This window comes from Candidatus Planktophila sp. (assembly GCF_044232745.1).
In the GTDB taxonomy this organism is placed as follows: domain Bacteria; phylum Actinomycetota; class Actinomycetes; order Nanopelagicales; family Nanopelagicaceae; genus Planktophila.
This window is the reverse complement of the sequence record NZ_JBIILI010000001.1, coordinates 90,984-112,106: the sequence shown is the minus strand read 5'-3', so window position 1 is coordinate 112,106 and position 21,123 is coordinate 90,984. Positions and strand designations below refer to the sequence as shown.

The 21,123-nt window shown below is 46.3% G+C and carries 26 protein-coding genes; 5 read left to right on the top strand and 21 right to left on the bottom strand.

The window, feature by feature from the left end:
• The first annotated feature begins 26 nt into the window (after window positions 1-26).
• Window positions 27-266, top strand: a complete 240-nt coding sequence (locus AC9UGD_RS00570; protein ID WP_029018970.1) for an Lrp/AsnC family transcriptional regulator — start codon at window positions 27-29, stop codon at window positions 264-266.
• A gap of 10 nt (window positions 267-276) precedes the next feature.
• Here the strand turns inward: AC9UGD_RS00570 and AC9UGD_RS00565 are convergent, their stop codons facing one another.
• The 6 genes from AC9UGD_RS00565 to leuC all read right to left on the bottom strand — a co-directional run bounded on the left by AC9UGD_RS00565 (window position 277) and on the right by leuC (window position 5,862).
• A complete protein-coding gene (locus tag AC9UGD_RS00565; RefSeq protein WP_509568155.1) occupies window positions 277-1,305 on the bottom strand; it encodes a D-alanine--D-alanine ligase family protein in 1,029 nt (342 codons plus the stop codon).
• On the bottom strand, window positions 1,302-2,303 hold the full coding sequence (locus tag AC9UGD_RS00560; RefSeq protein ID WP_509568153.1) for an NAD(P)H-dependent glycerol-3-phosphate dehydrogenase: 1,002 nt from the start codon (window positions 2,301-2,303) through the stop codon (window positions 1,302-1,304). Before AC9UGD_RS00560 ends, AC9UGD_RS00565 begins: the two co-directional genes overlap by 4 nt.
• Window positions 2,300-3,082 carry a lysophospholipid acyltransferase family protein gene (locus tag AC9UGD_RS00555; RefSeq protein WP_509568151.1) on the bottom strand — a complete coding sequence of 261 codons (783 nt, stop codon included), beginning with the start codon at window positions 3,080-3,082 and terminating at the stop codon, window positions 2,300-2,302. Before AC9UGD_RS00555 ends, AC9UGD_RS00560 begins: the two co-directional genes overlap by 4 nt.
• A 73-nt stretch (window positions 3,083-3,155) precedes the next feature.
• Window positions 3,156-3,617: an HU family DNA-binding protein gene (locus AC9UGD_RS00550; protein ID WP_029018974.1), complete on the bottom strand. Its 462-nt coding sequence runs from the start codon at window positions 3,615-3,617 to the stop codon at window positions 3,156-3,158.
• Between the two features lie 237 nt (window positions 3,618-3,854).
• Complete coding sequence (leuD, locus tag AC9UGD_RS00545) at window positions 3,855-4,454, bottom strand: 3-isopropylmalate dehydratase small subunit (RefSeq protein ID WP_509568149.1); 600 nt, start codon at window positions 4,452-4,454, stop codon at window positions 3,855-3,857.
• A 16-nt stretch (window positions 4,455-4,470) separates the two neighbouring features.
• On the bottom strand, window positions 4,471-5,862 hold the full coding sequence (gene leuC, locus AC9UGD_RS00540; RefSeq protein ID WP_509568148.1) for a 3-isopropylmalate dehydratase large subunit: 1,392 nt from the start codon (window positions 5,860-5,862) through the stop codon (window positions 4,471-4,473).
• A 62-nt stretch (window positions 5,863-5,924) separates the two neighbouring features.
• Here leuC and AC9UGD_RS00535 point away from each other — a divergent pair, with 62 nt between their 5' ends.
• Entirely contained in the window at window positions 5,925-6,641 is a 717-nt protein-coding gene (locus AC9UGD_RS00535) for an IclR family transcriptional regulator (protein WP_509568146.1), read from the top strand.
• Here AC9UGD_RS00535 and AC9UGD_RS00530 read toward each other — a convergent pair.
• Window positions 6,601-7,107, bottom strand: a complete 507-nt coding sequence (locus AC9UGD_RS00530; RefSeq protein WP_509568144.1) for a regulatory protein RecX — start codon at window positions 7,105-7,107, stop codon at window positions 6,601-6,603. The genes AC9UGD_RS00535 and AC9UGD_RS00530 overlap by 41 nt on opposite strands.
• Before the next feature lie 6 nt (window positions 7,108-7,113).
• The gene (gene recA / locus AC9UGD_RS00525) at window positions 7,114-8,214 is read right to left on the bottom strand and encodes a recombinase RecA (protein WP_509568142.1); all 1,101 of its coding nucleotides are present in this window, start codon (window positions 8,212-8,214) and stop codon (window positions 7,114-7,116) included.
• A 182-nt stretch (window positions 8,215-8,396) separates the two neighbouring features.
• On the opposite strand from recA, the gene yaaA reads away from it, so the two are divergent.
• The gene (gene yaaA, locus AC9UGD_RS00520; protein ID WP_509568140.1) at window positions 8,397-8,987 is read left to right on the top strand and encodes a peroxide stress protein YaaA; all 591 of its coding nucleotides are present in this window, start codon (window positions 8,397-8,399) and stop codon (window positions 8,985-8,987) included.
• Window positions 8,988-8,992: 5 nt separating this feature from the next.
• On the opposite strand, the gene AC9UGD_RS00515 is transcribed toward yaaA, so the two are convergent.
• The 12 genes from AC9UGD_RS00515 to thyX all read right to left on the bottom strand — a co-directional run bounded on the left by AC9UGD_RS00515 (window position 8,993) and on the right by thyX (window position 19,807).
• Complete coding sequence (locus AC9UGD_RS00515) at window positions 8,993-9,793, bottom strand: alpha/beta fold hydrolase (protein ID WP_509568138.1); 801 nt, start codon at window positions 9,791-9,793, stop codon at window positions 8,993-8,995.
• A gap of 2 nt (window positions 9,794-9,795) precedes the next feature.
• Window positions 9,796-9,996 carry a DUF3046 domain-containing protein gene (locus tag AC9UGD_RS00510; RefSeq protein WP_509568136.1) on the bottom strand — a complete coding sequence of 67 codons (201 nt, stop codon included), beginning with the start codon at window positions 9,994-9,996 and terminating at the stop codon, window positions 9,796-9,798.
• Window positions 9,983-10,504 carry a TetR/AcrR family transcriptional regulator gene (locus AC9UGD_RS00505; RefSeq protein WP_509568134.1) on the bottom strand — a complete coding sequence of 174 codons (522 nt, stop codon included), beginning with the start codon at window positions 10,502-10,504 and terminating at the stop codon, window positions 9,983-9,985. Before AC9UGD_RS00505 ends, AC9UGD_RS00510 begins: the two co-directional genes overlap by 14 nt.
• Window positions 10,494-10,760 carry a helix-turn-helix domain-containing protein gene (locus tag AC9UGD_RS00500; RefSeq protein ID WP_509568581.1) on the bottom strand — a complete coding sequence of 89 codons (267 nt, stop codon included), beginning with the start codon at window positions 10,758-10,760 and terminating at the stop codon, window positions 10,494-10,496. Before AC9UGD_RS00500 ends, AC9UGD_RS00505 begins: the two co-directional genes overlap by 11 nt.
• Window positions 10,761-10,800: 40 nt before the next feature.
• On the bottom strand, window positions 10,801-11,292 hold the full coding sequence (locus AC9UGD_RS00495) for a CinA family protein (RefSeq protein ID WP_509568132.1): 492 nt from the start codon (window positions 11,290-11,292) through the stop codon (window positions 10,801-10,803).
• A gap of 19 nt (window positions 11,293-11,311) precedes the next feature.
• Entirely contained in the window at window positions 11,312-11,857 is a 546-nt protein-coding gene (gene pgsA, locus AC9UGD_RS00490; protein WP_509568130.1) for a CDP-diacylglycerol--glycerol-3-phosphate 3-phosphatidyltransferase, read from the bottom strand.
• Entirely contained in the window at window positions 11,854-13,209 is a 1,356-nt protein-coding gene (rimO, locus tag AC9UGD_RS00485; RefSeq protein ID WP_509568128.1) for a 30S ribosomal protein S12 methylthiotransferase RimO, read from the bottom strand. The genes pgsA and rimO overlap by 4 nt, the downstream gene beginning before the upstream one ends.
• A gap of 28 nt (window positions 13,210-13,237) precedes the next feature.
• Complete coding sequence (locus AC9UGD_RS00480; protein WP_509568126.1) at window positions 13,238-13,987, bottom strand: helix-turn-helix domain-containing protein; 750 nt, start codon at window positions 13,985-13,987, stop codon at window positions 13,238-13,240.
• A gap of 125 nt (window positions 13,988-14,112) precedes the next feature.
• The gene (locus AC9UGD_RS00475; RefSeq protein WP_509568124.1) at window positions 14,113-16,443 is read right to left on the bottom strand and encodes an FtsK/SpoIIIE family DNA translocase; all 2,331 of its coding nucleotides are present in this window, start codon (window positions 16,441-16,443) and stop codon (window positions 14,113-14,115) included.
• A gap of 52 nt (window positions 16,444-16,495) precedes the next feature.
• Window positions 16,496-18,178 (bottom strand): ribonuclease J, encoded by a 1,683-nt coding sequence (locus tag AC9UGD_RS00470; RefSeq protein ID WP_509568122.1) that lies wholly within the window; start codon window positions 18,176-18,178, stop codon window positions 16,496-16,498.
• Entirely contained in the window at window positions 18,178-19,068 is an 891-nt protein-coding gene (gene dapA / locus AC9UGD_RS00465; RefSeq protein WP_509568120.1) for a 4-hydroxy-tetrahydrodipicolinate synthase, read from the bottom strand. The genes AC9UGD_RS00470 and dapA overlap by 1 nt, the downstream gene beginning before the upstream one ends.
• Before the next feature lie 19 nt (window positions 19,069-19,087).
• The gene (thyX, locus tag AC9UGD_RS00460; RefSeq protein WP_509568118.1) at window positions 19,088-19,807 is read right to left on the bottom strand and encodes an FAD-dependent thymidylate synthase; all 720 of its coding nucleotides are present in this window, start codon (window positions 19,805-19,807) and stop codon (window positions 19,088-19,090) included.
• A 59-nt stretch (window positions 19,808-19,866) separates the two neighbouring features.
• Between thyX and AC9UGD_RS00455 the strand changes: the two genes are divergently transcribed.
• Both AC9UGD_RS00455 and AC9UGD_RS00450 read left to right on the top strand, forming a co-directional pair.
• Window positions 19,867-20,529 (top strand): AzlC family ABC transporter permease, encoded by a 663-nt coding sequence (locus AC9UGD_RS00455; RefSeq protein ID WP_509568116.1) that lies wholly within the window; start codon window positions 19,867-19,869, stop codon window positions 20,527-20,529.
• Window positions 20,526-20,849 carry an AzlD domain-containing protein gene (locus tag AC9UGD_RS00450; protein WP_509568114.1) on the top strand — a complete coding sequence of 108 codons (324 nt, stop codon included), beginning with the start codon at window positions 20,526-20,528 and terminating at the stop codon, window positions 20,847-20,849. Before AC9UGD_RS00455 ends, AC9UGD_RS00450 begins: the two co-directional genes overlap by 4 nt.
• Window positions 20,850-20,861: 12 nt before the next feature.
• Here AC9UGD_RS00450 and AC9UGD_RS00445 read toward each other — a convergent pair whose 3' ends face one another.
• Window positions 20,862-21,119 carry a glutaredoxin domain-containing protein gene (locus AC9UGD_RS00445; RefSeq protein WP_029018792.1) on the bottom strand — a complete coding sequence of 86 codons (258 nt, stop codon included), beginning with the start codon at window positions 21,117-21,119 and terminating at the stop codon, window positions 20,862-20,864.
• Window positions 21,120-21,123: the final 4 nt, after the last annotated feature.

Genomic DNA, 21,123 nt, shown 5'->3' with positions numbered 1-21,123 from the left:
TGAGCCTCAACCGGAAAGGACCTCACATGTCAGTACAAGCTTTCATTCTTATTCAAACTGAAGTTGGCAAGGCTTCAGGAGTTGCAGATGCTGTTGCAAAGATTCCTGGCGTAACTCTGGCAGAAGGTGTCACTGGTCCTTACGATGTAATCATGCGTGCAGAAGCATCAAGCATGGAAGATTTTGGACGACTAGTGCTTTCAAAGGTTCAGGGCGTTCCAGGAATTACTCGTACATTGACCTGCCCTGTAACCCACCTAGGCTAAATCTAAAAACTTAAGAAGACAGCGCAGTATCAATAAGCGCTGAAATCAATTCTGTATACGTTACCCCTGATGCCTGCCACAGCTTGGGGTAAACCGAAGTTCCTGTAAATCCAGGCATCGTGTTGACCTCATTAATAATTACTTCGCCATTATTTGTGTAGAAAAAATCACAACGAGCCAAACCTGAACAACCCAACACATGAAATGCTGCAACAGCAAGCCGTCTGATTTCATCTGCATCAGCTTCTGGAATATCTGCAGGGATTTTTACAGTGGTTGCAGCATCTAAATACTTAGCCTCAAAATCATAGAATTCAAATTTTGGGTTAACGATAATTTCGCCAACAATCGATGCCTCAACCATGCCATCTCGTTCTAAAACTGCACACTCAATTTCGCGGCCAACAATGGCTGTTTCTATTAAGACTTTAGAGTCATATAACAAGGCATCGGCAACGGCAGATTGTAGAGCTGCAGCACTTTTAACTTTATGAGTTCCACGACTTGAGCCACCACTTGAAGGCTTTACAAAAACTGGATAACTTAAAGAAGCGGTGGCGCTTTGCCAATCATGTTCGCTCACTGCAACCCCATCTGCAACCCTCATGCCGCTGGATGCAAAAAGTAGCTTTGCAACCGCCTTATCCATTGCCTGTGCTGAGGCACTGACACCACTACCGACGTAAGCCAGCTCGGCTTCATCAAGTAAGTGCTGGATCTTTCCGTCTTCACCAAATTCACCGTGCAGCACAGGGAAGACACAATCAATATCTAGCAACTGTCCGTCAAGTGAAAATCCTGACTCACTTAATTCAATATGACGCCCATTATCTTCAATTATTGGCATCTGCTTGTTAATGATTTCTAATGGATAATCAATTGGCAGTGCAACCCATGTACATGACTTGGTGATTCCGATTAATAAAGGATCAAAACGTTCTCTATCTAGACCCTTGAGCACTCCCCCTGCCGATACACATGAAACCTCGTGTTCGCTGCTGGGCCCACCGCAAATTATTGCGATTACTTGTTTACTCACCGAATAAAGTTTTCAGCTTTGGTAGTTATCTCCATCAAGCGATCTAACGCTTGTGTGGGTGTGATCAACCCTGAAACCACATCTGCAACAGCTTCGATTACTGGGACTTCAACGCCTACACGGTGTGCAATTTCAAGAATTGCACTAGATGAAGCAACGCCTTCGACGGTCTTAGCTACTTGAGTACGCGCAACTTCCATCGATCCACTGCGACCAAGAACCTCTCCAAATGTTCTGTTTCGAGACAGTGCAGAACCGCAGCTTGCAACTAAGTCGCCCATGCCAGCCAAACCGGCCGCACTCAGTGGATCTGCATTATGTGCTGCGCACAACCGTGCTACTTCATTGAGCCCACGAGTAATCAGCATTGCCTGGGTGTTTTCACCAAAACCTAATCCAATTGAAATTCCTACGGCAAGTGCAATCACACTTTTAATTGACCCGGCTAATTCGCAACCCAAAACGTCCACAGAAGTGTAAACACGGTAGTAAGGAGTAGCAAAGAGTTGCTGAACCTTTTCTGCCAAAACAGTTGTGTGCGCCGCAGCCACCGCGCCCGCTGGTTGTCGCTGAATTAGTTCATAGGCAAGGTTGGGGCCAGTAATAATGGCAATGTTTTCAGTTTCCATAACCTCATGAATAACTTCAGTCATTCGAGACATCGTGCTTACTTCGATACCTTTGAGCGAGCTGATATAGATTGCTCCTGGCTGGACATACGGCTTCCAGCTCTTCAAATTCTCGCGCAAAGTTTGCGCTGGCACGGCCAAGACGTAAATATTGGAATAATCAAAGGCTTCTTGAAGATTAGTTGTCGCTTTAAGTCCAACTGGAAGCGTGTTCGCATCTAAGTAATATGAATTTGTATGGTGATTGTTGATCTCATCGATTACATCTTGATTACGTCCCCACAATAAAACATGGTTGCCAGCATCACACAACACCTGAGCCAAAGTACTCCCCCATTGGCCCGCACCAAGAACTACAACCTTGCTCATCTTTTCTTTTCTTTCTTGAAGTTGCCTGTACGCGGAAGATTAGAAGTATGTGGATCAAAAATTTCTAGGGGACGTTTTTCCCCACGAAGTTCTTCCAAAAGATTTGTCAGTTCGCGCATTACAAAGGCTGTAGCTTCACGCAGGGCTTCTGCATCATTGTCTTTGCCATACCAGGCGGATAAATCTAAGGGCTTTCCTACTAACACTTTTATAGGAGTTCGGGGAAAAAACCTTATTTTCTTCTCGTACGTTGGCATGACAATCTGCGAACCCCACTGAGCAATAGGAACTATTGGAGTCCGGGTAGCAATTGCTAATCGTGCAAGGCCTGTTTTTGCAATCATCGGCCAGCCATGCGCATCTCTGGTTAAAGTTCCTTCAGGGTAAACACCAACACAATGTCCTAGCTCTAATAGTCGTACTGCATAATCTAAAGCTTTGGATGCGTCCTTGCTTTCGCGAGCCACTGGAACCATGCCCGCCGCAAGAATTATTTTTCCAATAACAGGAACCTTAAATACACCCTCTTTACCAATGTAACGCGGAGCGCGCCCATTGCGATACAAAAAGTGTGTAAGAAACAAAACATCCAAATATGAAACATGGTTGCTGGCGACGATTACTTTGCCGGTCTTGGGGAGATTTTCGCCACCGCGCCAGACTTTTTTCCCCACCAAGTTAAGGAGCGGAATTATTACTTTGGTTCCGATTTTAAAGGCGAGGTTGGTTCCCAGCGGAATTCCTTGGGGCGGAGCATATGAAATCTTGTACTCCGTCATGTGCTCAATAATAGTGCGTTACATGCAAAAACGGGGCTAGCGTTAGCCAGCCCCGTTTTTTTAAGTACGAGAATTACTTTCTCTTTGCCTTCTTTACAACCTTCTTCGCTGCTGGCTTCTTCTTAGCAGGAGACTTCTTAGCAACCTTCTTAGCTGTCTTCTTGACAACCTTCTTCGCTGCCTTCTTTGGTGCTGCCTTCTTAGCAGCTGGCTTAGCAACTACCTTTGGCTCTGGCTTTGGTGCTGGAGCAAGCTTGCGATCTCCGGCGATAACTTCCTTTAGTGCCTTTGCAGGTAGGAAGCGTGCCTTCTTTGATGCCTTGATCTTGATTGTCTCGCCAGTAAATGGGTTACGTCCCATGCGTGCCTTGCGATCAACCTTCTTGAACTTGCCGAAATCGTTGATCATTACATCTTCACCCTTTGAAAGGTTACGGATGATTGTGTCAAAAACGATATCTACAGCGTGTGCTGCTTCTTTTTTGCTGTCGTTGAAGTGTGGTGCTAACGCAGCAATGAATTGGGCCTTATTCATTGAAATCCCCTTATTTACGCGTAAATGTTAAGCAACTGCTTAACGTGTTCATAAACTTACGCGCATACATGGGGTGATGAGGTTATTGATATGCGCGTGTCGCATTTTTTATTTTTTGTGTAAATACATAAAAAGCACGATTTTTATGCGTAGAAAACCCTAAATATCAGATTGAGGGTTTAGCGCTTATCTTCTCACCCACTCGTAAAACCTGCGTTTTACGCTTATTTTGGACCCTTACGAACGAATTGGAAGTGTTGTTGGCTTATAGGCAAGGCGATTTTTCTCGAAAGAATCAATGGAATCAGTCTGTTTTAGGGTCAAACCAATGTCATCCAATCCTTCCATCAAACGCCATCGGGTGTAATCATCGATCTCAAATGGCAAACTTTTCGAGCCATAGCCAACGGTGCGAGTTTCTAGGTCAACGGTGATTGCAACTGATGGATCTGCTTCAACAGCGGCCCACATTGCTTCTACCTCAGTTTGATCCAGAATAATTGTTAGCAATCCGCCCTTAAGAGAATTTCCACGGAAGATGTCTGCAAACCGACTAGATATAACAGCTTTAAAACCATAGTTCTGCAATGCCCAGACTGCGTGCTCGCGTGAAGAACCAGTTCCAAAATCTGCTCCGGCAATAAGAACTGTCCCCTTTTTATAGGCATCCTTATTCAAAACAAATTCAGGATCATTTCGCCAGGCAGCAAATAAACCATCTTCGAAGCCACTGCGCGTTACTCGCTTCAAATAAACAGCTGGGATGATCTGATCTGTATCAACATTGCTACGACGGAGTGGAACACCTGTGCCTGTGTGCTTAATGAATTTTTCCATGGTTATCAGTAACTCCTTACAGATCCGCAGGTGAAGACAATGTTCCACGCAGCGCTGTTGCGGCTGCGACAAGTGGACTTACTAAGTGTGTGCGACCGCCCTTACCTTGGCGACCTTCAAAGTTGCGGTTAGAAGTTGAAGCAGAACGCTCGCCTACTGCAAGTTGATCTGGATTCATACCAAGACACATGGAACATCCCGCATTGCGCCATTCGGCACCTGCCTCAAGAAATACCTTATCCAAACCTTCTGCTTCTGCTTCAAGGCGAACTCGCGCCGACCCTGGAACAACTAACATGCGCAACGTTGATGCAATTTTCTTACCCTTCAATACATCAGCTGCTGCACGCAAATCTTCAATGCGGCCATTAGTACATGAACCCAAGAAAACAGTGTCAATGGCTATCTTTTTAAGTGGCATGCCAGCTTCAAGGCCCATATAGACAAGTGCACGTTCTGCAGCAGTGCGTTGCTCTGTATCTGCAATATCGGCAGGGTTTGGAACCACAGAATTAAGTGGCAAACCTTGTCCTGGGTTGGTTCCCCAGGTAACAAATGGCTCTAGTTCATCTGCATTGAGATTTACTTCAACATCAAATTGTGCGTCGCTGTCTGTAAACAATGTAGACCAGTAAGCAACTGCTGCATCAAAATCCTCTGGTGCATGGGGTTTGCCCTTGATGTAATCAAATGTTGTTTGATCTGGTGCAATCAGTCCTGCGCGAGCTCCTGCTTCGATGGACATGTTGCATACAGTCATGCGTGATTCCATTGATAGGGCGCGGATTGCACTGCCTCGGTATTCGATGACATAACCCTGACCCCCACCGGTACCAATTTTTGCAATGATTGCCAGAATAATGTCTTTCGATGTAACGCCTGACTTCAGTGAACCCTCAACATTAATAGCCATAGTTTTTGGTCGCTGTAATGGCAATGTTTGTGTTGCCAAAACATGTTCCACTTCAGAGGTTCCGATACCAAATGCAAGTGCACCAAAGGCGCCGTGAGTAGATGTGTGCGAATCTCCACACACAATTGTCATTCCGGGTTGAGTCACGCCAAGTTGTGGTCCAACAACGTGGACAACTCCTTGATCTTTATCGCCTAATGAGTGAATTCGAAGACCAAATTCGGCGCAGTTTGCACGCAATGTATCAACCTGTAGCTTTGAAACTGGATCTGCAATTGGCTTGTCAATATTAAGTGTTGGAACATTGTGATCTTCTGTTGCAATTGTTAGATCTGGACGCCGAACCGTGCGTCCTGCAAGGCGCAGACCATCAAATGCTTGTGGGCTAGTTACTTCGTGGATTAAATGTAGATCGATATAAATCAGATCTGGTTCGCCCTGTGCTGAACGAACAACATGCTCTGCCCAAATTTTCTCGGCTAGCGTTTTACCCACGATGTCCTGCTCCTTACATTTCTAAGTTGTGGTATCAGATAATGAGATGCTAATATCACTCTATGAACAAGAAGAATAGCGGAGTTGGCGTCTTAGATAAAGCCGTGGCAATTTTAAGCACGCTAGAGGCTGGCCCGCATTCACTTGCAGAACTTGTTGCTGCCACTGGTATCGCTCGTCCTACCGCACACCGCTTAGCCGTAGCACTGGAGTTTCACCGTTTAGTAGCACGTGATTTAACTGGACGATTTGTTTTGGGTCCTCGTTCAGGTGAATTGGGTGCTGCCGCAGGCGAGGATCGTCTACTAGCTGCCGCTGCCCCCGCACTAGCCGCGCTGCGTGATGCAACTGGGGAAAGTGCACAGTTGTACCGCCGTCAAGGAGATCTGCGCATCTGTGTTGCGGTGGCAGAACGTTTGTCAGGGTTGCGTGACTCTGTCCCTGTTGGCGCAGCATTGACCATGCAGGCAGGATCTGCGGCGCAAATACTTTTGGCCTGGGAAGAGTCAGAAAAGATTCACCGTGGTTTAACCAATGCTCGCTTTACTGCGGCGCAATTATCTGCCGACCGTCGTCGTGGTTGGGCGCAATCTGTTGGGGAACGTGAAGCTGGTGTTGCATCTGTTTCCGCGCCTGTTCGTGCGCCTAATGGAAAAGTTATCGCTGCTGTCAGCATAAGCGGCCCGATCGAACGTCTAGGACGTCAACCTGGCCGCATTCATGCCGCTGCTGTAGTTGCTACTGCAGCTCGCCTGACTGAACATCTAGCTCGCGAATAACGCGCGCAATTGTAGGAAAGGAAAAACCTTTTCTTTGGAGCAGGGATTGAATTCTGCGAATCTGAACCTCTGGCTCTAACCGACTCATGGTGTTGTACTTTTTCATTCCTAATGAAAAGGCGGTTCGATACTCAGACTCATCATCAATCTCATCTAACGCTTGATCAATACTAAATTGATCTACTCCCCTAGTGCGAAGCTCTCCAGCAATAATTCGTTTGGATAGTTTCTTAGAGGTATGGCGTGATTGAGTCCATGCCTTTGCAAACTCTGAATCATTAATCAAACCATTTTCTTGAAGGCGAAAAATTGTTGCCTGGGCAACATCATCCTCAACCCCACGTTTTTTTAAGTGAGCCAGAAGCTCACCCTTACTCTTGGCGCGAGCAACCAAAGCATTAAGTGCGATGGTGTTTGCGATTGAGTAAGGGTCAGCCTCGTGGTCAACCTTTTTGAACTCCAACATTGGAGCTTAGAAATCCACCTCTGCGGCAGCCTCATCAATTGCAGCAACTAGCGCTGGATCGACCTCAACTGGAACAAAGTGTTCGCGGATCTTGTTTTCAATCTCATTAGCTAGATCTGGGTTATCAAGTAGGAATGCGCGTGCATTTTCCTTACCCTGACCAAGCTGATCTGCCTCGTATGTGTACCAAGCACCAGACTTCTTAACAACACCGATTTCTACACCCATGTCAATGAGTGAGCCTTCGCGTGAGATTCCTGTGCCGTAAATAATGTCGAACTCTGCCTGCTTGAACGGTGGAGCCATCTTGTTCTTAACAACCTTCACGCGAGTACGGTTACCAACTGATTCTTGGCCATCCTTAAGAGTTTCAATACGACGGATATCCAGGCGAACAGAGGCGTAGAACTTAAGCGCCTTTCCACCTGTTGTTGTCTCTGGTGAGCCAAAGAAGACACCGATCTTGTCACGCAACTGGTTAATAAAGATTGCTGTTGTCTTTGATTGGTGAAGTGCGCCAGTGATCTTACGAAGTGCTTGAGACATCAAACGAGCTTGTAGACCCATGTGTGAATCACCCATCTCGCCTTCGATTTCTGCGCGAGGAACAAGAGCTGCAACTGAGTCAACGACAACAAGATCAAGTGCACCTGAACGAATCAGCATGTCCATGATTTCTAGAGCTTGCTCACCGGTATCTGGTTGTGACACTAATAGCGCATCAATATCAACACCGAGCTTCTTTGCATACTCTGAATCAAATGCATGCTCTGCGTCGATAAACGCACAAATTCCGCCAGCTTTTTGAGCATTTGCGATTGCATGCAATGTAAGTGTTGTCTTACCTGAAGATTCTGGTCCGTAAATTTCAACAACGCGACCACGTGGAAGTCCACCAATACCTAGTGCGATATCAAGTGCGATTGAACCAGTCGGAATTACTTCGATCACTGTGTTCTGTCGCTCTGACATCTTCATTACGGCGCCCTTACCAAATTGACGTTCGATCTGGGCTAGGGCTGTATCCAACGCCTTGTGGCGTTCAATGTTGGCTTTATCTTGTGCTGCATCGTTTGCTTTATTACTTTTTTCAGTAGCCACGTACATTCCTTTCGATAGAACGTCCTGCGCTATGCAGTTCGTTTGGTGTGCGGCCCAGAAGGTACGGAGACCCAACGACGGTCTGCGGCAGCTCCACAACTGGTGTGGAGAAGTGCTGCAGGCGGAGGTTGGAACCGCTCTGGTTGTACTGAGGTAGTTTATCCGAACATCTGTTCGAAAGATAACAGGTGGCACTGACAGATGAACGCGTGTCGCCGCACCATACTGAGCCGGTGTTAATCCTGCTGCCGCCCTCTGAGAAGAAATCTGAGCTCCCTGGGCCGGCAATCCAGGTCTACACAGGGGTCCTCTATGCGGCCTTGGGGTGGGATCGATTAACCGGCGATCAACGAAAGCTAGGCAGTGCCTCGATCGCCATCATCTCGGCCAAATACGGGGTCGTACGCCCCTTGGATCCAATCGAGCCTTACAAAGAAAAGATTAAGAATAAGAAGATGGCTGCCCAAGTTGCACAAGCGTTAGATGGCAGAGAATCTGAACTTATTATTGATTGTCGCTCATCTACCTATCAAACGGTATGGCAATCCCCTGTTTCGATAACTGTTGAGATCAAGGTCTTCACCAAGGTCAATGGTGTTAAGAAAGTCATTACGCACATGTCGAAAAAGACTCGGGGTGAAGTTGTCCATCACATTCTAAAGTCAACAAAAATCCCGAGTAATCCCATTGAACTTGAAGCAATTGTTTCCCAGAAATTTGAATGCGAATTACTTGAAGGAAGTAAAAAGAAGCCGTGGGTCCTAGAGGTGTATTGCTAAAATCTTTATGACGCGATCAGGGCAGTTTTCTTAATCAGCTCAACAGTTAATCTCGGATAGTTCCACATGATCACATGTGCACAGTTATCGACGATGATCCATCGAGAGTGTGCAGGTGCAACGGTTTTTTCTTGCGCAATCTCTTTTGGCAACGTTAGATCTTCATCACCAAAAATTACTGACAGCTTTACTTTTTCAGGAACAATGGATTCAAATCTGCGTCCATTTGCACCATGCCACATCGGCATATATCCCTTTGATCGTGCCATCGCGATTACTGAATCTCGACAAGATTCAAAACTTAATTCACGCCACAAGTGTGTGATCTTTTTATACCCAATAGCTTTAAGTAGAGGAATTCGATAGGCGGTCTTCATAAAGTACTGCGAAATCTTCGCCAGGATTCGGGCATCAAGACTTGGTGGGAACTTTCGCGGCGGTTGTTCATGCCATAAACCAGCTGGGGCTAATGCGGTAACACTCAAAACATTATCCGGAGCAACCGCTGCCATCTCTAATGCAATCCATCCCCCAAGAGAGTTTCCGGCAACGTGCATTGTTTCAACACCTGTCTTAGAAACCATGTAATCAACTATCGCTTGCGCAAGGGAACGAGGATCCATTTCTTCATCGTCTACCAGTGGTGCATCGCCATGTCCCGGAAGGTCAATGGCATAGACCGTAAAACTCTCTATCAACTGTGGCACCAGAGTTTTCCAAATGTTTCCGGCTGAACCCAAACCATGCACAAGCACAAGTGCGGGGTTGTTCAGGTCTTGTGTGTAACGATGGGCGCTAACTGGCATTTTTAGTATCTGTGTTTTTCTGTCTCATTTGGATGTGCGTTGCACACCGCTTTCCAAATAACATCTGGTTCGAACCCTGCAGCTAAGGCTTCATTCACACTCTTGCTACCTAATTCAGATAGTGCGATATCTGCCGAAAATGAAGGCGCCCATGCATCACCGAATGACAAGGTGATGCGTTCGCGCAGATCAGATATTCGCAATTGCAGTTATCGCTTCTGCTTGAGCACGCGATTGCGCAGGAGTGATTGGATGTAATGCTTGTCCGATCAACCATCGTGTTGCCAGCTGACTTTTTTCGGTACCCAACAAGTGACCCATGGCGATAGCAAATGCTTTCCACAGAGTGTCTGCCTGAGCCGCTAAAGCAATTGTCAATGTATCAGGATCTTGAGTGCGCATGGCCGCAAGTGCCGAGTCTCCCGAAATTTCTATAGAGATTTGTTCGAGTGCTGTTTTTACATCTGGTGCAGCTTGGGCAATTGCAACGATCCGTTGCATTTCTGACTCGCATAAGGCACGCAACACACTGTCTTTGTCTCGGTAATGGTTGTACAAAGTCGCACGGGAAACTTCGGAGACATCTGCTATTTCAATCATGGACATCTTTTTTAAACCAGTTGTTGCAATTAATTGTTTCGTTGCCTCAAGAATAGCGTTCTGCGTACGGCGGTGAGTTGCTACTTGTGGCGCGTACTTATCAAGCGGCATCGACAACAGTGAGAGTTACGCCCTCACGGCTCTTGAGCTCTGCAGATACATCGCTGAAAACGCCAGAAAGGGAAAGTCCCAACGCGACGCAAATTGCATTAAGTAATTCAGAGGATGCTTCTTTTTGTCCGCGCTCAACCTCGGATAGATATCCAAGAGAAACACGTGCATCACGAGCAACATCGCGCAATGTTCGACCTTGTTGGGTGCGCGCAGAACGAAGGGTCTGTCCAATAGCTTCACGTACTAGAACCATTGTCATACTCCCTTCCTTTGTCGATCTTTCAATCAGATGTTTATGTACGGTGTCTAAGGATACGCGCAAAGGTGGCAATCGCGCTTGATGTAGCTGCGTTTCGCACAGATTCGCGGTCGCCCGAAAGGGCTAATGCGATTGTGTGACTGATTGGGCCTTCGATGGCTACCCATACGACACCCACTGGATAACCATCTAGTGGGTTAGGGCCGGCAACACCGGTCGTGCCAATAGCCCACGTTGTCCCAAAAGATTTGATTGCACCTTTAGCCATTGCAACTGCAACTTCTTCACTGATGACCGTATGTTTTTCAATCAGCTCTGCATCTACATTTAAATGCGAAACCTTAATCTCGTCACGATAGGCAGTTGTTCCACCGACAAAGACATCTGATGCTCCGGCTATGGTAACGATTGCCGAACTTACAGATCCTGCAGTGAGAGATTCTGCGGTGCTAATTGTTTCGCCGCGTGCGCGCAGATGATCAACGATCTCGGCAGCAAAGCCAAGAATCTCATTAGATAACGCCATCTGCGTAGCCTTTCCTAATTCAAGGTTTGTGCGTGAAGGCTGATTTTACATAATATGCACCGGTATAGATAGTGAGTATTACGGCAATATACATAAATCCATCACGGAACCAATAGAGATCTGTGCTTAACGGCAGCACATAGAAGCCAACACCAAAGTTCTGCAGCATGGCCTTGATCTTGCCACCCTTGTTAGCTGGAATCACTCCCCGTTTGATGACAGATAGTCGAAATATTGTGATTCCAATTTCTCGGAACAAAATTACACATGTGATCCACCAGGGCATTCTTCCTAGTATTGACAAAGAAACCATCGCAGTACCAATCATAAATTTATCGGCAACTGGATCTAAAAACTCACCAAACTTAGTAATGGTGCCGCGACTTCTGGCTAACTTTCCATCTAACACATCTGACATTCCAAGCAGAAAGAAAACCCACCAAGAAATGTATTGCCAGGTTGGATCATCTCCACCATTTTTAAAAAGAGTATAAGCACCTACTGGAACAAAGAGCAAACGCATTACCGTGATGAAATTAGGAGTTATAAAAGCGGGCAGATTCATAGTGGCTTTGCTACCAAGTCTGCGCCCATCGAATCAATAACAACGGCATCAACGTACTGTCCGACTGTGTAATTTGTGCCAATAAATGTTGTTGTGCCATCCACTTCAGGTCCCTGATGGGCTGCTCGGCCTTCTTGCAGATCTTCATCTTCGATCAGAACTCGCACCTTCTCGCCGATTCGGGCTTGTGCTCTTAGAGAAACCATTTCATCGGCCAATGAGGACAGTGATTCGACTCGCTGGGCAATCACATCAGCATCGATTTTGTCTGAAAGATTAAGTGCTTCCGTGTTGTCTTCATCTGAATAACCAAATACGCCAACGGCATCTAACTTTGCCTTAGTTATAAAATCAGCAAGATCATCAAAATCTTCTTGAGTTTCACCTGGAAATCCAACAATAAAGTTTGAACGAATACCGGCCTCTGGTGAAACTGCCCGAACTTGGCTAATCAGATGCAAGAACTTCTCGCTATCTCCAAAACGGCGCATTCTGCGAAGTACTGTGGGACTGGTGTGCTGGAAAGATAAGTCGAAGTACGGAGCGGTTTTATCTGTTGCGATCATTGCTTGGATCAAAGTTGGGCGCATCTCAGCTGGTTGTAAATAAGACAGACGAACTCGCTCAACGCCAGGTAGTGCCGCAATATCTGGCAAAATCTTTTCCATTAATTGCAGATCACCTAAATCTTTTCCATATGAAGTAGTGTTTTCGCTGACCAAGAATAATTCAGAAACACCATTTTCTGCGAGCCAGCGTGCTTCCTTGATGATGTCAGTGGGACGTCTAGAAATAAATGAGCCACGGAAATATGGAATGGCACAGAAAGAACAGCGTCGATCACAACCTGAAGCAATCTTTAGCGGAGCCCACGGTGCATTGCCTAGCCGCTTTCTGGAAAACTCTTCGCTTTCGCGTGCATCAGCACGATCAACTGGAGCAATTGGCAGCAGCGCACGACGATCGCGGGGAACGTGTGATGTATGGGATTCACCCGCAATGATTGCTTGTAATCGCGCGGAAATATCTTTGTAGTCGTCAAAACCTAAAATCGCGTCCGCCTCGGGCAGCGCCTCAGCTAATTCATTTCCGTAACGCTCGGCCATGCATCCGACGGCGACAACAGCGCGTGTTACCCCATGACCCTTGAGTGAATTTGCCTCAAGCAAGGCATCTACAGAATCCTTCTTGGCGGACTCGATAAACCCACATGTGTTTACAAGGGCTACCTCTGCAGATTCGACATCATCGACCAGGGTCCAACCATCGGCAGCCAAGCGCCCTGCAAGTTCTTCGGAATCTACTTCGTTGCGGGCACATCCAAGTGTGACTACTGCAACGGTGCGCTTCATTTGCGCAATCTTACCCTGTCTAAGGCTTTTAAGAATCTACTCCGTACGACACGCTAACAACTTCCCCATCGCCACCAATTGAATCGACTTTCTTGCCGTTGACAGTGAAATCAACGCCACCAGCGTTGCCAACTTTCACGTTGAGTGAAATATCGGTACTAAAAGTTTTAGTAACGCCACGTGCAATTTGTCCACTAAACAATGTTCGCCCCGATGCATCGGAGACAAAGAGCCAACTCTTCGCGCGCTCTGCCGAAACAATTAACGTGACCCCTGTACCCGTAGAAACAGTGGCCTGCTCTGCTGGGGTTGATTCAGTTGCAACTGGCACTGGATCAGCACTTTCAGAAGGCGTTGCCGAGATTGAAGCAACTGGTTTAGGAATATCAACTGATGCTGTATTTGAAATAATTATCTGAGCTAAGCCAACAACAAACAAAGATGCAACTGAAATAGTTGCCAAAACTTTCCAGGAAACTTTACGAGCTTCTTCTGGCTTTTTCATCACATTATTTTCAACAAGCATTTCTTTGATGGAGCGATCCACCTGCAGCTGCTCATCTTCAAATACTGTTAAAAAGACCTGCGGCTCTACCCCTAGTTTAACTGCGATGTTTCGCAAGTGACCGCGAGCATAAGTTTCTCCGCCACAATTTATAAAATTATTTGATTCCATTTCTCGCAACAAGCCACCGCGAATATTTGTAGCTTCTGAGAGATCCTCAACGCTGAGCCCAGCACTCTTTCGCGCTTGAGCAATCAAGGAACCTAGAGTCATGAACTAATCCTCAAACTGGCGATGGGGTGAGTGTTTATTCTAAAGCAGAACAGAGGAGGGGTGAATAGATATAGCGTGAGACTTAGGGGTGAAAGAGAATCACCCTTCTGACTGTTCACCCATTATTAATAATCGCGAAGGGTTGCAAGCACAGAATCAAGTTCATCGGGCTTGACCATTACGGTACGCGCCTTGGAACCCTCTGATGGTCCAACGATGCCTCGCGACTCCATCAAGTCCATAAGACGTCCAGCTTTTGCAAAACCTATTCGAAGTTTTCTTTGCAACATAGATGTAGAACCAAACTGTGTGCCTACTACAAGTTCTACAGCCTGGCACAAAACATCAAGGTCGTCACCAATTTCTTTGTCAATCATTTTCATTTGGTTTACAGGTGCGGTTACATCATCTCGGTATCTAGGCTTTAACTGTTTTTTCACGTGAGTAGTGACCGCTTCAATTTCACGCTCAGATACATATGCTCCTTGAATTCTTATTGCTCGGCTTGATCCCATAGGAATAAACAAGGCATCACCCTGCCCAACCAGCTTTTCAGCACCGGGTGTATCCAAAATGACTCGGCTATCTGCAAGTGAGCTTGTTGCAAAAGAAAGCCGTGAAGGTACATTCGCTTTAATCAGACCAGTGACGACATCTACTGATGGTCGCTGTGTTGCTAGGACCAAGTGAATGCCCGCAGAACGAGCTAACTGCGTGATACGGACAACTGATTCTTCAACCTCTTTTGCAGCCACCATCATTAGGTCTGCCAACTCATCAATAATCACAAGAAGGTACGGATATGGCTCGACTGTACGGTCGCTGCCTGGCGGTGGTACAACTTTTCCTGCACGCACTGCCTTATTGAAATCATCAATATGTCTAAAGCCAAAGGTTGATAGATCTTCGTATCGCAAATCCATTTCGCGCACTACCCAGGTCAAAGCATCGGCAGCTTTCTTAGGGTTGGTAATAATTGGAGTGATGAGGTGTGGAATACCTTCGTACGCTGTTAGCTCTACCCGCTTTGGATCAATGAGAACAAGTCGCACATCATCGGGGGTTGATCGCATCAAAATAGAGGTGATCATGGCGTTAATCATTGAGGATTTACCTGCACCTGTTGCACCAGCAACCAATAAGTGTGGCATTTTGGCAAGGTTTGCGCAGACAAAATTACCTTCTACATCTTTACCCAAAGCAACCAACATTGGATGTAGGTCTTGACCTGCAACCGTTGAGCGTAAAACATCACCTAGCGCGACTATTTCGCGATCTGCATTTGGAATTTCAATTCCGACCGCAGACTTTCCTGGAATTGGCGAAAGAATCCGGACATCACTACTAGCAACAGCATATGAAATGTTCTTCGCAAGTGCCGTAATGCGTTCTACCTTCACAGCATTACCCAGCTCTACTTCATAGCGCGTAACGGTGGGGCCTCGCATAAAACCTGTAACTTGCGCATCGATATCAAATTGTAAAAAGACCTCAGTTAACGCCGCTACTACAGATTCATTGGCCTTGCTCTTCGCCTTCGCGGCAGGACCTGCTCGCAAAATATCTGCTGGGGGAAGTTCGTAAACAACATCTGCAGTGAGTAGTAACTGCTCTGGACGCTTAGCCGCAACAGTATTTTCATTGGCGTGCGCAACTGGAGATACTGGCACCGGAACAGTGAACTCTTCATCAAAGCTTTCTTCGTCCAGCTCTTCTTCCTCTTCATCTGGTTCATTCCAGGCTGCGACAACCGGAGTATCAAAAGCTGGAGTATCTGTGATTTCAAAATCTTCTTCATTTCGCTCAGCACGTTCCGGACGTTTTGACCATAACCATTTGCTGGAAGTTGTAATTCGAGTCAGGATCTCAGACACAGGTGTAGCGGTAATAACCAACAAGCCGAATATGAAAACGATGACAAGAACAGGATATGTAAGAACTGAAGTCATCAAAGCTACTAAAGGTTGAGTGACTGCGTACCCCAACCAGCCGCCACCTTCGCGCATTGCGGTAGCACCTGTTCCAATTGACCCATTGAGCAAATGTGCCAATCCAGTTGATGACACAGCAAGTGCCAATGTGCCGATGATGATTCGTCCTGTCGCCTTTGAATCTTCAGGAACACGAAACAATCTAAATGCAAAATAAATGAGTACAAGTGGGGAAACAAAACCAATTCGACCAAAGCCGCCGTAAATAACTGAATAAACCGCACGACCCACAAGATTGTCTGAATGAAACCATGTTCCTGCGGTAGCAACTAATGCAACAATTAAAATTAGAAATGCGATTCCATCGCGTTGATGAGCTGGATCTAAATCTCTGGCACCACGAGCGATAAAGCGAACGCTCTTACCAAGTGACTTTGCTATAAACCGCCAAGTGGCACCAATCCAACGAGCAAGTGCCCCGCCTACAGCACCTGACTTAGTTTTTGCCTTTTTTCTTTTAGCCACACGACCGATCGTAAAGGGTTAACAAATTGGAACCCACTAGGCGCGCCGCGCTTCACACTTCTATAACGACAGGGACAATCATCGGCTTTCGACGATGCTCTCCCCCAACCCAGCCACCGATTGTCTTTCGCACTATTTGAGATAGCTGATGAGTTCCGTTGATGCCATCAATAACAGCTGTGGCTAATGCTTTTTCAATACGAAGCTTTACCTCATCAAACATGGCAGCATCTTCATTAAATCCTCGCGCATGAATATCTGGACCTGCAACGATTTTGCCGCTTTGAGAATCAATGACAACAACACAGGAAATAAATCCTTCTTCACCCAAAATACGACGATCCTTTAGCGAACTCTCAGTTATATCGCCGATGCTTTGACCATCAACGAATACAAAACCAACAGGGATCGCGCCAACAATTTCAGCCTCATGATTAACCATGTCGATAACAACGCCATTGTCAATTATGAAAGTGTTGTCGCGTGGGACACCTGATTGGATTGCAAGCTCTGCATTTGCTTTCAGATGTCGCCATTCTCCGTGAATAGGCAACACATACTTAGGCTTAACAATGTTGTAGCAATACAGTAGTTCTCCGGCCGCTGCATGACCAGAAACATGCACCATTGCATTAGCTTTGTGCACCACTTTGGCACCGAATCGAGTTAATTCATTAATTATGCGAAAGACCGAGTTTTCATTTCCCGGAATCAGCGAAGAGGCTAAAATCACTGTGTCCCCTTCGCCAACTCGAATCTGATGATCTCCATTAGCCATGCGGGACAAAGCAGCCATTGGTTCTCCCTGTGAACCAGTGCAAATCAAAACAACATTGTCATCATATTGATCTAAATCTTTTGCATCGATAACCAAATCGGCAGGGACATTAAGGTAACCCATATCCTCTGCGATTTTCATATTGCGAACCATCGAACGACCAATGAATACGACTTTGCGACCATGTAGGGCTGCTACATCAATAATTTGCTGAACTCGATGAACGTGCGAAGAAAATGATGCAACGATAACGCGTCGTTTAGTTGATGCGATCACGCGGTTAAGTGCGGGCATAATCTCGCGCTCTGAAGGGGTAAATCCAGGAACGTCCGCATTTGTTGAATCCACCATGAATAGATCAACGCCTTGTTCGCCTAATCGTGCAAATGTTCGTAAATCTGTAATCCGACCGTCTAATGGAAGTTGATCCATTTTAAAATCACCAGTCGCTAAAACTCGACCAGCGCCTGTGTTTATAACTACAGCTAGCGCATCTGGGATCGAGTGATTAACTGCAACAAATTCTAAAGTGAAGGGACCAACATCCTCGGTTCCACCTTCTTTTACCTCACGTGTAAGTGGAGTAATACGGTGCTCTTTAAGCTTTGCAGTAATTAAGGCAAGAGTTAATGCCGAACCGTAGATAGCAATGTCGCCGCGTTCGCGCAATAGATACGGAACTGCACCAATATGGTCCTCGTGTCCATGCGTTAAAAAAATTCCGATTACATCATCAAGGCGATCTCGGATGTAAGAAAAATCAGGAAGAATTAGATCAATACCTGGCTGAGTATCTTCAGGAAATAAAACGCCACAATCGACAATTAATAGCTTTGATTTGTATTCAAATACAGTCATGTTGCGGCCAATTTCAGTCAGGCCACCGAGTGCAACTATACGCAAACCGCCATCTACAAGTTTTGGCGGAGTACTTAAATTGGGATGAGGATGATTCATTAGTTAACTGCAACGCCACCGGCACGTAGATCTTCACGCAGTTGCGCGATTTGTGCATCGGTAGCATCGACTAGAGGAAGACGAGTGTGACCGCCAGGTAGGCCCATTAACGTAAGTGCAGCCTTCGTCAGGATTGCACCTTGTGTACGGAACGTGCCGGTATAAACAGGCAGTAATTTCTGATGGATTTCTAATGCGCGTGCAGCATTTCCTGCAAACCAAGAATCTAGAAGTTCACGAAGATCTTTTCCAACTGTATGTCCACACACAGATACAAATCCAACCGCGCCAACTGACAGTAATGGCAAGTTAAGAATGTCATCACCAGAATAAACTGGAATTCCACAACGCTTAATAACCCACGAAGTTGATGCAACATCTCCCTTTGCATCTTTTAGCGCAACAATGCGAGGGTGCTCTGATAGTCGAACAATCGTGTCTGGTTCGATTGGAACACCAGTACGGCCAGGAATGTCGTACATCATCATTGGAAGATCGGTGGCATCTGCAACTGCACGGAAGTGAGCTTCGATTCCGGCTTGTGGTGGCTTGTTGTAATACGGAGTAACTACCAGCAAACCATCAGCTCCAGCTTTTTCGGTGCGCTTGGCTTGATTGATTGAATACTCAGTTTCATTATCGCCGGCACCAGATAAAACTTTGATGGAAGAGCCCACTGTATTTCTTACAACGCGGATGATCTCCTCTTTTTCAGAAGACTTAGTTGTTGGGGCTTCTCCGGTAGTTCCATTAACCACAATTCCATCATGGCCATTAGCTACCAGGTGCGCGGCTAGAGTTTCGACCCCTGCCCAATCGATTGCGCCATCTTTTGTGAAGGGCGTGACCATTGCGGTCAGTAGCCGTCCAAATGGAGCTGCGATTGTCATGCGGTGAACTCTACCCGTTTTAAGGGGCGATTCGTCCAGACTTTTCAAAGGCTCCGTATGTAAGTGGCATTAATTTCGCAAATTCTGCTTCCATTTTCTCGGCAACCATCTCAATTTCACGTTGAGGGTAGCTAGGAAAGTGGGAGCCTTCGCGGGCGGTACGTAATGACAAAAAGTTCATTAGTGCGCGTGCGTTCATGGATACATACATGGATGAATATGTCGCAACGGGCAATACAGCACGTGCTACTTCGCGAGCAACACCAGCTTCTAACATTTTTTGGTAGCTGTCGTATGCAACTACATATGCATCCTTCATTGCAGCAACAGTTACATCAAACTGCTCTTTGGTGCCATCAACAAATGTGTACGCGCCAGTTTTTCCAACTTGAATAAGTTTGCGCTCGGCAGATGGAATGTAGAAAACTGGCTTTAGTTCGCGGTAGCGACCACTTTCTTCATTGTATGAAGCGATGCGGTGGCGCATAAATTCACGGAAAACAAAGATTGGCGCTGATACAAAAAAAGTCATCGATGTGTGCTCGAATGGAGAGCCGTGACGTTCACGAGCCAAATAATTGATTAGTCCTGCAGAGCGTGCTGGATCTTCGCCAATCTCTTCCATCGATTGCTCGCCAGCTGTTGATACACGTGCGGCCCAAATAACATCTGCATCGCTAGCACTGGCTTTGACTAATTCAACGGTCACATCATCGCGATAAATAATCTCTTCACTCATGGAGGCACCCTATCTATTTGCCCCTATCGGCTCTTGGATTTATACGGCACAATGTCCGCGTGTCCAAGGTTGCCTCCACCACATTGCGCGATTCGCTCAGTGTTTCACTGACTGTTGGTGCATATGGGGTGGCTTTTGGTGCTGCAGCGGTGGCTAATGGCTTTACTGTTTTGCAAAGCTGCTTGCTTTCATTATTGACATTTTCTGGTGCATCTCAATTTGCTGTCATCGGTGTTTTAGGGGCCGGTGGCTCTGCGCTCAGTGGAATTGCAACCGCTTCTTTGCTTGGTGTTAGAAATGCACTGTATGGAGTCATCATGGCTCCTCGACTTAAAGTATCTGGCTTGACTCGAATAGTTGCTGCACAGATAACTATTGATGAATCAACAGCAGTTGCACTTGGTCAAGAACCACGCGGCGATGATGCCATGCGAAAAGGCTTTTGGTACACCGGGATTGGTGTGTTTGTTTTCTGGAATCTTTTTACCTTAGCTGGCGCATTAGGTGCACAGGCTATGGGAGATATCCGCGCATTTGGTCTTGATTCAGCAGTTCCTGCTGCATTCTTAGGTTTGGTGTGGCCGCGACTTACAGGAAAATTTGAGCGTATTTTGGCTATTTGCTGCGCGCTCTTTGCAATCGTTATGACACCAATACTGCCTGCCGGTCTTCCTATTATCGCAACTGCATTTATCGCAATAGTGATCGGACTAAAGCGATGAACAGCCAAACTATGAGTGCATTGTGGATTGCAACTATCGGTACCAGCGTGATCGCTTTTGCCCTGAAATATTCAGGACACTCTGTGCCAGAGCGGTGGCTTTCGCACCCAAAGATTCAACGAATCAACGCGCTTATTCCAATTGCCTTGCTCAGCGCGTTAGTTGCGGTTCAATCGTTCTCGGAAAAATCAAAGCTAATGGTTGACCAACGCCTAGTTGGTTTAGCAGTAGCAATGATCGCACTATTTCTTAAAGCGCCATTCCCAGTAGTTGTACTTTCGGCTGCAGTTTCATCCGCAGCCGTCTACCGTTGGCTGTAAAGCAATGTGTTCTTAAATTATGCCCAACGATTGCAGCTTTGCCTTTAGATCATTATCTGATGGCTCAGTTAGGTGTGTTCCGTCAGAGAAAACAATCACTGGAATTGATTTAGCCCCACCGTTAATTTCGATGACCTTATCCGCAGCGGTTAAATCTGAATCTGTATCGATTAATGTGTATTCAACATTAAGTTCTTCAAATAGACGCTTTGAACGACGGCAATCTCCGCACCAATCGGCGCCGTACATGGTGATTTGATCTTTTGACATGAAT